Source organism: Robertmurraya sp. DFI.2.37, assembly GCF_029211245.1.
In the GTDB taxonomy this organism is placed as follows: Bacteria; Bacillota; Bacilli; order Bacillales; family Cytobacillaceae; genus Robertmurraya; species Robertmurraya methanolica_A.
In genome coordinates this window covers 18591-32690 of the sequence record NZ_JARGEJ010000023.1, presented here as the reverse complement: position 1 = coordinate 32690, position 14100 = coordinate 18591, and the positions used below count along the sequence as shown (strand labels likewise).

General features: G+C 41.0%; 10 protein-coding genes and 1 other annotated feature. All 10 genes read right to left on the bottom strand.

The window, feature by feature from the left end; genetic code table 11:
- Positions 1 to 89: 89 nt before the first annotated feature.
- Positions 90 to 2168: an elongation factor G gene (gene fusA / locus PZE06_RS13540; protein WP_150916144.1), complete on the bottom strand. Its 2079-nt coding sequence runs from the start codon at positions 2166 to 2168 to the stop codon at positions 90 to 92.
- Between the two features lie 46 nt (positions 2169 to 2214).
- Complete coding sequence (gene rpsG / locus PZE06_RS13535; protein WP_019157082.1) at positions 2215 to 2685, bottom strand: 30S ribosomal protein S7; 471 nt, start codon at positions 2683 to 2685, stop codon at positions 2215 to 2217.
- Between the two features lie 40 nt (positions 2686 to 2725).
- Positions 2726 to 3148, bottom strand: a complete 423-nt coding sequence (rpsL, locus tag PZE06_RS13530) for a 30S ribosomal protein S12 (RefSeq protein WP_150916146.1) — start codon at positions 3146 to 3148, stop codon at positions 2726 to 2728.
- A 102-nt stretch (positions 3149 to 3250) separates the two neighbouring features.
- Positions 3251 to 3499, bottom strand: a complete 249-nt coding sequence (locus tag PZE06_RS13525) for a 50S ribosomal protein L7ae-like protein (protein WP_150916148.1) — start codon at positions 3497 to 3499, stop codon at positions 3251 to 3253.
- Positions 3500 to 3732: 233 nt separating this feature from the next.
- A complete protein-coding gene (gene rpoC, locus PZE06_RS13520) occupies positions 3733 to 7332 on the bottom strand; it encodes a DNA-directed RNA polymerase subunit beta' (RefSeq protein WP_150916150.1) in 3600 nt (1199 codons plus the stop codon).
- Between the two features lie 125 nt (positions 7333 to 7457).
- Positions 7458 to 11015: a DNA-directed RNA polymerase subunit beta gene (rpoB, locus tag PZE06_RS13515; RefSeq protein ID WP_150916152.1), complete on the bottom strand. Its 3558-nt coding sequence runs from the start codon at positions 11013 to 11015 to the stop codon at positions 7458 to 7460.
- Positions 11016 to 11288: 273 nt separating this feature from the next.
- Entirely contained in the window at positions 11289 to 11894 is a 606-nt protein-coding gene (locus tag PZE06_RS13510; protein WP_150916154.1) for a class I SAM-dependent methyltransferase, read from the bottom strand.
- A 94-nt stretch (positions 11895 to 11988) separates the two neighbouring features.
- On the bottom strand, positions 11989 to 12354 hold the full coding sequence (gene rplL, locus PZE06_RS13505; RefSeq protein WP_095313699.1) for a 50S ribosomal protein L7/L12: 366 nt from the start codon (positions 12352 to 12354) through the stop codon (positions 11989 to 11991).
- A gap of 62 nt (positions 12355 to 12416) precedes the next feature.
- Positions 12417 to 12917, bottom strand: a complete 501-nt coding sequence (rplJ, locus tag PZE06_RS13500; protein WP_095313695.1) for a 50S ribosomal protein L10 — start codon at positions 12915 to 12917, stop codon at positions 12417 to 12419.
- A gap of 128 nt (positions 12918 to 13045) precedes the next feature.
- Positions 13046 to 13196 (bottom strand) — a sequence feature (ribosomal protein L10 leader region).
- 56 nt (positions 13197 to 13252) lie between these two features.
- Positions 13253 to 13993: a 50S ribosomal protein L1 gene (gene rplA / locus PZE06_RS13495; RefSeq protein ID WP_444544519.1), complete on the bottom strand. Its 741-nt coding sequence runs from the start codon at positions 13991 to 13993 to the stop codon at positions 13253 to 13255.
- Between the last annotated feature and the right edge of the window lie 107 nt (positions 13994 to 14100).

Genomic DNA, 14100 nt, shown 5'->3' with positions numbered 1-14100 from the left:
TAAGTATATGGATGCTGTAGGAAAAAGTTATCCCTTCTCCTACAGCTTCGTACATAAGTAGTTATACTTTAAAGACAAGTGAAAATCAATTATTCACCTTTATTTTTCTTGATGATTTCTTCTGAAATTGATTTTGGTACTTCCTCGTAGTGGTCAAAATGCATAGAGAATACTCCGCGACCTTGAGTGCTTGAACGTAAAGTTGTCGCATAACCAAACATTTCAGAAAGTGGAACCATAGCACGGACAACTTGTGCATTACCACGAGCTTCCATACCTTCAACACGTCCGCGACGGGAAGTGATATTACCCATGATATCACCCATATATTCTTCAGGGATGATAACTTCAACCTTCATCATTGGCTCTAAAATAACAGGGTTACATTTTGATGCGGCATTTTTAAGAGCCATAGAAGCGGCGATTTTAAACGCCATTTCTGAAGAGTCAACGTCATGGTATGATCCATCAAATAATCTTGCTTTAATATCTACTACTGGATAACCTGCAAGAAGTCCTCTTTCAAGAGCATCTTCAAGTCCAGCTTGAACTGCAGGGATGTATTCACGTGGAACAACACCACCAACGATGCCGTTTTCAAATTCGAAGCCTTTACCTTCTTCGTTTGGAGAGAACTCAATCCAAACGTGTCCGTATTGACCGCGACCACCTGATTGACGCGCGAACTTTCCTTCTACTTGAGCAGATGTACGGATCGTTTCGCGATAAGCAACCTGTGGCGCACCAACATTAGCTTCAACCTTGAATTCACGCTTCATACGATCTACAAGGATATCTAAGTGAAGCTCTCCCATACCAGCGATGATAACCTGACCAGTTTCCTGATCAGTATGCGCACGGAATGTCGGATCTTCTTCTTGTAGTTTTTGAAGTGCAGTCGTCATCTTATCTTGGTCTGCCTTAGATTTAGGCTCGATAGATAATTGGATAACCGGCTCTGGGAATTCCATAGATTCAAGAATAACTAAATTCTTTTCATCACAAAGAGTATCACCAGTTGTCGTATCCTTTAAACCAACTGCTGCTGCAATATCTCCAGCGTATACCATTGAAATCTCTTCACGGCTGTTCGCATGCATTTGTAGGATACGTCCTACGCGCTCACGCTTACCTTTTGTGGAGTTTTGTACATATGAACCAGAGCTTAATGTACCAGAGTATACACGGAAGAATGTTAATTTACCAACATAAGGGTCAGTCATAACTTTAAATGCAAGTGCAGAGAATGGCTCGTTGTCGTCTGAATGACGTTCAACTGCTTCATCACTATCAGGAAGTGTACCTTTGATAGAAGGAACATCTAATGGTGATGGAAGGTAATCAATAACTGCATCTAGCATTTTTTGAACACCTTTGTTTTTGAAAGCAGAACCACAGATAACTGGGTATAATTCAACATTAACAGTACCTTTACGGATAGCCGCTTTTAACTCATCCGTAGTGATTTCTTCACCACCAAGGTATTTTTCCATTAAGTCTTCGTCAAGTTCTGACACTGCTTCAATTAACTTCTCACGGTATTCCTCAGCTTGATCCATATATTCAGCAGGAATTTCACGCTCTTCAATATCCGTTCCAAGGTCATTTCCGTAGAAAGTAGCTTTCATTTCTACAAGGTCAATGATTCCCTCGAACGCATCTTCTGCTCCAATTGGTAATTGGATTGCTACAGCGTTAGCTTGTAGGCGATCATGAAGAGTTTTTAAAGAATAAAGGAAGTCCGCACCTAGCTTATCCATTTTATTAACGAATACAACACGTGGAACTCCATAAGTTGTTGCTTGACGCCAAACTGTTTCTGTTTGTGGTTCAACACCAGACTGTGCATCAAGAACAGCTACAGCACCATCTAGTACACGAAGAGAACGTTCAACTTCAACTGTGAAGTCTACGTGTCCTGGTGTATCGATGATGTTAACGCGGTGACCTTTCCATTGTGCAGTTGTTGCTGCAGATGTAATTGTGATCCCACGTTCTTGCTCTTGCTCCATCCAGTCCATTTGAGACGCACCTTCATGTGTTTCACCGATCTTATGAATACGACCAGTGTAATAGAGTACGCGCTCAGTTGTTGTTGTTTTACCAGCATCAATATGTGCCATGATACCGATATTGCGAGTATTTTCTAAGGAGAACTCTCTTGCCATTCAGTTTTTCTCCTTCCATATGAGTGTATTTTTTATTATAAAGAGATTACCAACGATAATGTGCAAATGCTTTGTTTGCTTCAGCCATTTTATGTGTATCTTCACGCTTTTTCACTGATGCACCAGTGTTGTTAGCCGCATCAAGAATTTCGTTAGCAAGACGCTCTTCCATTGTCTTTTCACCACGAAGACGTGAATAGTTTACTAACCAGCGAAGACCTAGAGTAGTGCGGCGTTCTGGGCGCACCTCTACTGGTACTTGGTAGTTAGATCCACCTACACGGCGTGCTCTAACTTCAAGAACAGGCATGATGTTCTTAAGAGCTTGATCAAATACTTCCATTGGGTCTTTGCCAGTACGTTCACGAATAATATCAAATGATGAGTAAAGGATAGATTGTGACTTACCTCTTTTACCATCAACCATCATTTTGTTGATTAAACGAGTAATTAATTTTGAATTGTAAATTGGATCTGGTAATACGTCTCTTTTTGCTACAGGACCTTTACGTGGCATATTTCTTCCTCCTTTCAAAGAAGCTTATCATTTTAAGTTTTTATTTCTTTGCTGCTTTTGGTTTCTTCGTACCGTATTTAGAACGACCTTGCATACGGTTGTTTACTCCAGCTGTATCTAGAGCTCCACGAACAATGTGGTAACGTACCCCCGGTAAGTCTTTTACACGTCCGCCGCGAATTAATACTACGCTGTGCTCTTGTAGGTTGTGTCCGATACCAGGAATGTATGCAGTTACCTCAATGCCGTTTGTTAAACGTACACGAGCGTATTTACGTAACGCTGAGTTCGGTTTCTTCGGAGTCATTGTACCAACACGAGTACAAACACCGCGTTTTTGTGGAGATGATACATCAGTTTGTGCTTTTTTGAAGCTGTTATAACCTTTGTTAAGTGCTGGTGATTTTGACTTTTCCTCTTTTGATTTACGAGGCTTGCGCACTAATTGGTTAATAGTAGGCATTTATGTTTCCTCCCTTCACTTTTTCATTTAAGCCCACACATCCAGGTGGTTCATTTTGAAACAAAAAACAAAGTCCTTGCAGTTAATCTGCAAAAACAGTTTTTAATGGGTTATCGCAACGGTAGATGCGGCAACTTCAATGCCACAAGCTTTCCCTAGTGATTTCATAGAATCAACATAGATTACCGGGGTGTTTGTTTCTTTAGCTGCACTTACGACTGAAGCTGTCACATGGGGATCAGCATCAGACGCTACTAGTACTTCTTTTACGTTTCCGTTCCTCAGCGCTTTTACCGTCTGCTTTGTTCCTACTATAAAATTTTTCGCCTGCAATACTTTTTCATAAGACATCGATCATATCCTCCAAAGTAACAGGTAATAGGAGCACCTTTGCTATATTAGCATTTTCTAAAACCAATGTCAATAAAAGTTTAAAATTTTATTAGAGATGGTTTGTCATGATTCATTTTATCACGCTGCAACTTGAATTTTTAATATCCTCAACTCGTCCACGCTCACAACCATTTCAAAACTCATTCTAAAAATGCGGTACTCACCATTTGGTAAGCACCGCATTTTTTACTTTACTCAACCGTTACAATGTCTTCTGATTCTTCGATTGCAGCAACTGGTTCCGCTTTGCGGTAGCGTTGCATACCCGTACCAGCTGGAACAAGTTTACCAATAATTACATTTTCCTTTAATCCTAGTAACTCATCACGTTTTCCTTTAATCGCAGCATCTGTAAGAACTCTTGTCGTTTCTTGGAAAGAAGCAGCGGATAAGAAGGAATCCGTTTCAAGAGAAGCTTTCGTGATACCAAGCAATACCGGACGACCGGTTGCTGGTAATTTCCCTTCAAGCAAGGCTTTTTCGTTTGCATCTGTAAATTGGTGAATATCGAGTAAGGAACCTGGTAAAACATCTGTTTCCCCTGCATCGACGACACGGATTTTGCGAAGCATTTGACGAACCATTACTTCTACGTGCTTATCGCCAATTTCAACCCCTTGCATTCGATATACCTTCTGTACTTCTTTAAGCAAGTACTCTTGAACTGCTGTTACATCTTTTACTTTGATAAGCTCTTTCGGATCGATTGAACCTTCTGTGAGTTCTTGACCACGTTCTACACGGTCATTAACAGCAACCTTTAAGCGTGCAGTATAAGGAGCCGTATACGTACGTGATTCAATTTCCCCTTGAACAACGATCTCATGTTGACGATCTCGACCTTCGTTAATGCCTACGACCACACCATCAATTTCAGATATAACCGCTTGACCCTTTGGATTACGTGCTTCAAAGATTTCTTGAATACGCGGTAGACCTTGTGTAATATCGTCTCCAGCAACCCCACCTGTGTGGAATGTACGCATTGTTAACTGTGTACCTGGCTCACCGATTGACTGAGCTGCGATAATACCAACCGCTTCACCCACTTCAACTTCTTGGCCAGTTGCAAGGTTACGTCCATAACATTTTTTACATACACCATGGCGAGTATTACATGTAAAGGCTGAACGGATCCATACCTCTTCAATATTTGCTTCCATAATCTCTACAGCTAAATCTTCTGTAATAAGGCCATTTTCAGGAACGATAACTTCGTTTGTTTCCGGATGTTTGATCGCTCTTCTCGCGTAGCGACCAATTAAACGCTCATCTAAGGATTCAATAATTTCAGTTCCATCACGTAGAGCAGAAACTAACAATCCTCTATCTGTACCACAATCATCATCACGGACGATGACATCTTGCGCTACGTCAACAAGTCGGCGTGTTAAGTAACCAGAGTCAGCCGTTTTAAGCGCCGTATCTGCAAGACCTTTACGGGCACCGTGCGTAGAGATAAAGTACTCTAATACGGTTAAACCTTCACGGAAACTTGAGATAATCGGCAACTCAATGATACGTCCAGCCGGGTTCGCCATCAATCCACGCATACCAGCTAGCTGGGTGAAGTTTGATGCGTTACCGCGGGCACCTGAGTCACTCATCATAAAGATAGGGTTCGTCTTTTCTAATGATTTCATTAGTTTTGCTTGAATATTATCTTTCGCTGCACTCCAAATGGAAATTACACGATCATAGCGTTCATCTTCCGTGATTAAACCACGTCTGAATTGCTTCATCACGTTATCTACTTTGCTTTGTGCCTCTTCGATAATTTCTTGCTTTTCTTTCAATACAACGATATCTGCTACACCAACTGTGATACCAGCTTTTGTAGAGTATTTGAAACCAAGATTCTTCATGCGGTCAAGCATTTTAGATGTCTCAGTAATTTTGAATCGCTTAAATACCTCAGCAATGATATTCCCAAGAATTTTCTTCTTGAATGGGTCTACCAACGGTAATCCTTTAATGACTTCTTTTACATCTGCACCCTTTTCTACAAAGTACTTCTTCGGAGTTTCCTCCTCTAAATTAGCTTTTGTAGGTTCATTAATATAAGGGAATGATTCTGGTAAGATCTCATTAAAAATCAATTTACCTACTGTTGTAATAAGAAGCATATTATTTTGTTCTTCTGTAAATGTTTCGTTATTTAAAGACGCTGCATGCACAGCTACACGAGTATGCAGGTGAACATAGCCATTTTGGTAAGCAATTAATGCTTCATTCGTATCCTTAAAGACCATTCCTTCACCGACAGCATTCTCTCGCTCCAGCGTAAGGTAATAGTTACCAAGAACCATATCCTGCGATGGAGTAACAACCGGTTTCCCGTCTTTAGGGTTAAGAATGTTCTGTGCTGCAAGCATGAGAAGTCTTGCTTCCGCTTGCGCTTCAGAGGATAACGGAACGTGTACCGCCATTTGGTCACCATCAAAGTCCGCATTGTATGCTGTACATACGAGTGGATGAAGGCGAATGGCACGACCTTCTACAAGCGTTGGTTCAAACGCCTGAATCCCAAGTCTGTGTAAAGTAGGGGCGCGGTTTAAAAGTACCGGATGCTCCTTAATGACATCTTCAAGCACATCCCAAATCTCAGGGGATAAACGCTCGATTTTACGCTTGGCCGATTTGATATTATGGGCTAATCCTTTTTCAACAAGCTCCTTCATCACGAAAGGCTTGAATAATTCGATCGCCATTTCCTTCGGTAATCCGCATTGATACATCTTCAAATTCGGTCCAACTACGATAACGGAACGTCCTGAATAATCAACACGCTTACCAAGAAGGTTTTGACGGAAACGTCCTTGTTTCCCTTTAAGCATATGTGAAAGAGATTTTAACGGACGGTTACCCGGTCCAGTAACTGGGCGTCCACGACGACCGTTATCAATTAATGCATCGACAGCTTCTTGGAGCATACGTTTTTCATTTTGTACGATGATGCTAGGTGCTCCTAAATCCAATAGACGCTTAAGACGGTTATTGCGGTTAATCACTCGGCGATATAGATCATTTAAATCGGATGTCGCAAAACGTCCCCCATCTAATTGAACCATCGGGCGAAGTTCCGGTGGAATAACTGGAAGCACATCTAAAATCATCCAAGATGGCTCATTTCCTGAATTACGGAATGCTTCTAACACTTCAAGTCGTTTAATCGCTCTTGTGCGACGTTGACCTTGGGCTGTTTTTAATTCTTCTTTTAAGAAATCAACTTCTTTATCGAGATCGATATCAGTCAAAAGCTTTTTTATCGATTCTGCACCCATAGAAGCTTGGAACTTGTTACCGTATTTATCACGATATGCGCGGTATTCCTTCTCAGATAAAAGTTGTTTCTTTTCTAGCGGAGTATCACCTGGTTCAGTAACCACATAAGAAGCAAAATAAATGACTTCTTCTAAAGCACGTGGAGACATGTCTAAAATTAATCCCATTCTGCTTGGGATACCTTTAAAATACCAAATATGTGAGACAGGAGCAGCTAATTCAATATGTCCCATACGCTCACGGCGAACCTTAGCTCTTGTTACTTCAACACCACAACGATCACAAACAACGCCTTTATAACGAACACGTTTGTATTTTCCGCAATGGCATTCCCAGTCTTTTTGTGGTCCAAAAATGCGTTCACAGAAAAGACCATCTTTTTCTGGTTTTAATGTACGATAGTTGATTGTTTCTGGTTTTTTAACTTCACCAAATGACCAAGAGCGAATTTTGTCGGGTGAAGCTAGACCGATCTTCATATATTCAAAATTATTGACATCCAGCAAGGGGCCTACCTCCCTTTTGATCTACAGGTTTTACCCTTTTTGCTAATCTATGATTACAATTTTCCGCAGTTTCCCCCGTAGCAACCGAGAGAAACTGCGCATTTCATGAACTCGTACAGTTTAAATTATTCTTGTATCCCGACTTTTTCGGATTCGGTTTCCTCACTGACAGGAGCGACGGTTAATGATTCTGCCTGCCCCTCTTCATCATCCTCTAAATCACGCATTTCGATTTCCTTTTCATCGCCAGAAAGGATTTTAACATCCATTCCTAAGCTTTGAAGTTCTTTCATCAATACGCGGAATGATTCAGGGACACCTGGTTCAGGAACATTTTCACCTTTGACGATCGCCTCGTATGTTTTCACACGTCCAACGACGTCATCGGATTTTACGGTTAAAATTTCTTGTAGGGTATAAGCTGCACCATAGGCCTCTAACGCCCAAACTTCCATTTCTCCAAATCTTTGTCCACCAAACTGAGCTTTACCACCAAGCGGCTGCTGAGTAACAAGTGAATAAGGACCTGTTGAACGTGCATGGAGTTTATCGTCAACCATGTGAGCAAGCTTAATCATGTACATAACCCCAACAGAAACACGATTATCGAACGGCTCACCAGAGCGTCCATCATAAAGGATCGTTTTTGCATCGCGATCCATTCCAGCTTCTTCTATCGTTGACCACACATCTTCCTCACGTGCACCATCGAATACCGGTGAAGCAACATGAATGCCTAGCTGTCTCGCAGCCATTCCTAAATGAAGCTCTAACACCTGACCGATGTTCATACGAGAAGGAACCCCTAGTGGGTTTAACATAATATCAACCGGCGTCCCATCTGGTAAATACGGCATATCCTCTTCTGGTAAAATACGAGAGATAACCCCTTTGTTACCGTGACGTCCAGCCATTTTATCGCCTTCGTGAATTTTACGTTTCTGAACGATATAAACACGAACTAACTGGTTCACACCTGGAGGAAGTTCATCACCATCTTCACGGTTGAAAACTTTCACGTCATGGACAATTCCTCCGCCACCATGTGGTACACGAAGTGACGTATCACGAACTTCACGGGCTTTCTCACCAAAGATCGCGTGTAATAAACGTTCTTCTGCAGTAAGCTCCGTTACTCCTTTAGGTGTTACTTTACCGACTAGCAAATCCCCATCTTTTACTTCCGCACCGATGCGAATAATTCCGCGCTCATCAAGATTTCTCAGCGCATCTTCCCCAACGTTTGGAATGTCACGGGTGATTTCCTCCGGCCCCAATTTTGTATCACGAGACTCTGACTCATACTCTTCAATATGAATCGAAGTATAAACATCATCTTTAACTAAACGCTCGCTCATGATGATGGCATCCTCATAGTTATAACCATCCCATGTCATGAATGCGACTAACACGTTTCGTCCAAGAGCAAGTTCTCCAAGTTCCATTGAAGGTCCATCAGCAAGGATTTCCCCTTTTGTCACACGATCGCCAACAGCGACGATCGGGCGCTGATTGTAACAAGTACCTTGGTTTGAACGGACAAACTTTAACATCCGGTATTTATCAAGGTTCCCTTTTACTTCTTGACCATCTACAACAGTAATGCGGCGAACCCAAACTTCACGCGCTTCAACATGCTCAACAATACCTTCGTGCTTACAGATAACAGCAGCTCCAGAATCCTTACCGGAGACATACTCCATCCCTGTGCCGACACGCGGTGCCTCTGGTTGCATAAGTGGAACAGCTTGTCGTTGCATGTTCGCACCCATCAAGGCACGGTTCGAGTCATCGTTTTCTAAGAACGGGATACACGCCGTTGCAGCAGATACTACCTGTTTAGGAGAAACATCCATATAATCAATGCGTTCTCTTTTTACAACCGTGTTTTCCCCACGGAAACGCGAAATAATATCTTCATCTAAGAAGGAGCCATCTTCACCTAAACGAGCATTCGCTTGGGCGACAACATAGTTATCTTCCTCATCAGCAGTTAAGTAATCAATTTGATTGGTTACTTTTCCTGTTTCAGGATCAACGCGACGGTATGGAGTTTCAATGAAACCAAAGCGGTTCACCTTTGCATAGGAAGATAAGGAGTTGATCAAGCCAATGTTTGGTCCCTCAGGTGTTTCAATTGGACACATACGACCATAGTGGGAATAGTGAACGTCACGCACTTCCATCCCTGCGCGTTCACGCGTTAAACCACCTGGTCCTAATGCAGATAGACGACGCTTATGCGTAAGCTCCGCTAATGGATTCGTCTGATCCATAAATTGAGACAACTGTGAGCTTCCAAAGAATTCTTTAATAGAAGCGATCACTGGACGAATATTGATCAGTTGTTGTGGAGTAATCGTATTCGTATCTTGAATCGACATTCTTTCACGAACAACACGTTCCATACGAGACAACCCGATGCGGAACTGGTTTTGTAAAAGCTCACCAACTGAACGAAGACGACGGTTTCCTAAGTGATCGATATCATCTGTGTCCCCTACTCCGTAGAGCAAATTAAAGAAATAACTAATAGAAGCAATGATATCTGCCGGAGAAATGTTCTTGACAGCTTCTTCTACATAAGCATTTCCAATAACATTAATGACTTTCTCTCCGTCTTCATTTGGAGCATAAATTTTTATTGATTGAAGTAAAACATCGTTCTCAACGACACCACCAACAGGAGTGATCGTTTTAAAACCAATATTTTTCTCTAAATGTGGAATAATACGATCTAACGTACGTCGATCAAGCAGCGCTCCTTTTTCAGCAATGATTTCACCTGTTTCAGGATCGACAAGTGTTTCTGCTAAACGCTGATTAAATAAACGATTCTTTATATGAAGTTTCTTGTTGATCTTATAACGCCCTACATTTGCTAAATCGTAGCGCTTCGGATCAAAAAATCGAGAAACTAATAAGCTTTTCGCGTTCTCAACGGTTGGTGGTTCACCTGGACGCAGACGCTCATAAATCTCTAATAACGCTTTATCTGTACCTTCTGTGTTGTCCTTTTCGAGAGTATTACGAATGTATTCGTTCTCCCCGATTAAATCAAGAATTTCTTGATCAGAACCAAATCCGAGTGCACGCAAAAGAACCGTAACAGGTAATTTCCTCGTACGATCTATCCTTACGTAAACCACATCTTTGGCATCAGTTTCATACTCTAACCAAGCACCACGGTTCGGAATTACAGTGGCAGCGAAGCCTCTTTTACCATTTTTATCAACTTTTCCGCTATAGTACACACTTGGAGAGCGTACTAATTGCGAAACGATAACCCGTTCCGCTCCGTTAATAACAAAGGTTCCAGTTTCTGTCATCAAAGGAAAATCACCCATGAAGACATCCTGATCTTTCACCTCGCCCGTCTCTTTATTGACAAGACGAACTTTTACTCGCAATGGCGCTGAATATGTAACATCTCGTTCCTTCGATTCCTCAACGGAATACTTAGGTTCGCCAAGGCTGTAATCAATAAACTCAAGAGACAGATTACCAGTGAAGTCCTCGATCGGTGAAATATCTTGAAACATCTCACGCAATCCTTCATCCAAAAACCATTGATAAGAAGAGGTTTGGATTTCAATAAGATTTGGTAACTCTAATACTTCACTGATTCGTGCGTAACTTCTCCGCCTACGGTGTCGTCCATACTGAACTAGTTGACCTGTCAACTGATTCACCCCTCAAATCAAGCGTTATAGTGCATCTATTGCTGTCTTATAGAACGAAGGCGCCTTGATTGGCTAAAACAATCCAAAAGGCCTTTTCTTATAAGACAAAAAAGAAAAAGGGTTTTATTCTCAAAAACCACATTTTTCACATTACGAACTATTATTTTGTTAGTTTTTCCTTACTAAACCAACTTTATACAATTTTCGTTGAAATTAGTAATTACACCAGTTTATATTATGTTGGCATTGTATAATATTATCATAGCGAAAATGTCAAGTCAAATATTTTTTTGCATGTAAAATAAAATAACCTTTTTTCTTTTCAACCGTTTCCACTTCGCCAAAAAGCTCACTTATTTTTTCAATCGCCGAAGGAGCTCCTTGCTTTTTTTGAATGACAACCCAAAGCTCTCCCCCATCCTGCAAATAAGCAAAGCTTTGTTCAAAAATTTGATGAACGATTTTTTTACCAGCACGAATAGGCGGGTTCGTTAAGATCGCAGCAAATTGCTGATGCTTAACATTTGTAAGACAGTCACTTTCATAGATTGATACGTTCGATATTCCATTTATTTCAGCATTTTCCTTCGCCAGTGATAAAGCTCGTTCGTTGACATCAACCATATGGACGTGACGTCCTGTATCTTTTGCCAAGGCTAATCCGATCGGACCGTAACCGCAGCCAACATCCAAAAGTTCTCCCGCTATTTCCGGTAAACGAAACGATTCCACTAATAGCCTTGAGCCAAAATCGACCTCTCCTTTCGAAAAGACACCATTGTCCGTCTTAAATTTCAGATCACACCCTCGTAATGTACAGCTCCAATGCTTCGGATTGCTCTCAACCTTCTGTTCCCGTGAATAATAATGTTCAGACATCGTTCCACCTCTTTCTACATGCATTATAAAAAAGTTTATAATGAAACACAAAAAAAGCTCGCTGTATTAGCGAGCTTTTTATTCATAAATGAAATTACTTAACTTCTACGCCAGCTCCAACTTCTTCAAGCTTAGCTTTGATTTCTTCAGCTTCTTCTTTAGAAGCTCCTTCTTTAAGTGGTTTTGGAGTGTTATCAACAAGTTCTTTTGCTTCTTTAAGACCAAGACCTGTGATTTCACGAACAACCTTGATAACTTTGATTTTTTGATCTCCTGCAGAAGCAAGAACAACATCAAATTCAGTTTTTTCTTCAGCAGCGCCGCCAGCAGCAGCTCCACCCATAACAGCTACAGGAGCAGCAGCAGTTACGCCAAATTCTTCTTCAATAGCTTTTACTAGGTCATTTAATTCTAAAACAGTCATGTTTTTAACTGCTTCAATGATTTGTTCTTTAGTCATGATTTAATTTCCTCCTTGGAATGTTTTCGATTTATTTTTAAAACCCAATCAAAATTTCTAACTTATGCGCCTTGTTCTTCTTTTTGATCTGCCACAGCTTTTGTAGCAAGAGCAAGGTTGCGGATAGGTGCTTGAAGCACGCTGAGTAACATAGAAAGTAAGCCTTCGCGAGACGGTAGATCTGCAAGAGCTTTAATGTCATCAACTGTTGCCACATTTCCTTCGATAACACCTGCTTTAATTTCAAGAGCCTCATGCTTTTTCGCGAATTCATTAAGAATTTTCGCTGGTGCAACTACATCTTCTGTACTGAACGCGATTGCGTTTGGTCCTGTAAGAACCTCATTCAATCCAGTAAGTTCTGTAGCTTCTGCAGCACGGCGAGTTAAAGTGTTTTTGTACACTTTGAATTCGATTCCAGCTTCACGAAGTTGTTTACGAAGTTCAGTTACTTCTGCAACGTTTAAACCACGGTAATCAACAACAACTGTTGAAACACTTGATTTAAGTTTACCAGCAATTTCGTCAACGATTGTTTGCTTTTGTTCGATAGCGTTGCCCATCTTTACACCTCCTGTAGATTTCTACACTTATACCGATTCAAATGCGCCTTGGCGTATTTGCGCCCACTCAGTATGAATAAGGCATCCGCCGGAGACTTTATTTTATTCAGCCCGAGGTCAAATCCGGCTAAATAAAATAAAAACCTCCACATCAAACAGACATGGAGGAAGTATACAATAGTCGTAGTACAACTAATTCATTCATCTATCGTATGACCTCGGTAGGGAAGGTTTAAGCCGAAAGGCCCCTACTGTCTGCGGTACAAATGTTATTTATTTTTCACAACAGAATCTATTATATAAAATACGATCCTGATTGTCAATTTATATTTTAATTATTTTGCAACAGAAGAAGGATCAACCTTAACTCCTGGTCCCATTGTTGTCGTAACTGTTACATTTTTCATGTAAGTTCCTTTTGCTGCCGCTGGCTTCGCCTTCATCAATGTGTCGAAAATAGTGTTGAAGTTTTCAACTAATTTTTCGTTTTCAAATGAAGCTTTTCCAATTGGCACATGAACGTTACCAGACTTGTCAACGCGGTATTCAACTTTACCAGCCTTGATTTCATTTACAGCCTTCGTTACATCAAAAGTAACGGTACCAGTTTTAGGGTTTGGCATTAAACCTTTAGGTCCTAATACACGACCAAGTTTACCAACTTCACCCATCATATCTGGAGTTGCAACGATAACATCAAACTCGAACCAACCTTGATTGATTTTGTTGATGTACTCTGCATCTCCTACATAATCTGCACCAGCAGCTTCTGCTTCTTTCATTTTTTCGCCTTTAGCAAAAACTAATACACGTTGAGTTTTACCAGTTCCATTTGGAAGAACAACAGCTCCACGGATTTGCTGGTCAGCTTTCTTAGGATCAACTCCTAAACGAAATGCTGCTTCAACAGTTGCATCAAATTTAGCGAAATTTGTTTTCTTTGCAAGATCAATTGCTTCTTCTACAGGATAAGCTTTTAGACGATCTACAAGCTTTGTAGCTTCTAAATACTTCTTACCTTTTTTAGTCATTTTATTTCCTCCTTGAAATGTGGTTTTAGCGGAATAACCTCCCACTTAGAAAAGCGAGGCACCTTGACCAGCCCAGACAAGCACAAGACGAGCCGGAAAGAAGGTTGTTCTTAACCTTCACTCCGGATTGACTTATGACCAAGGGAAAATGC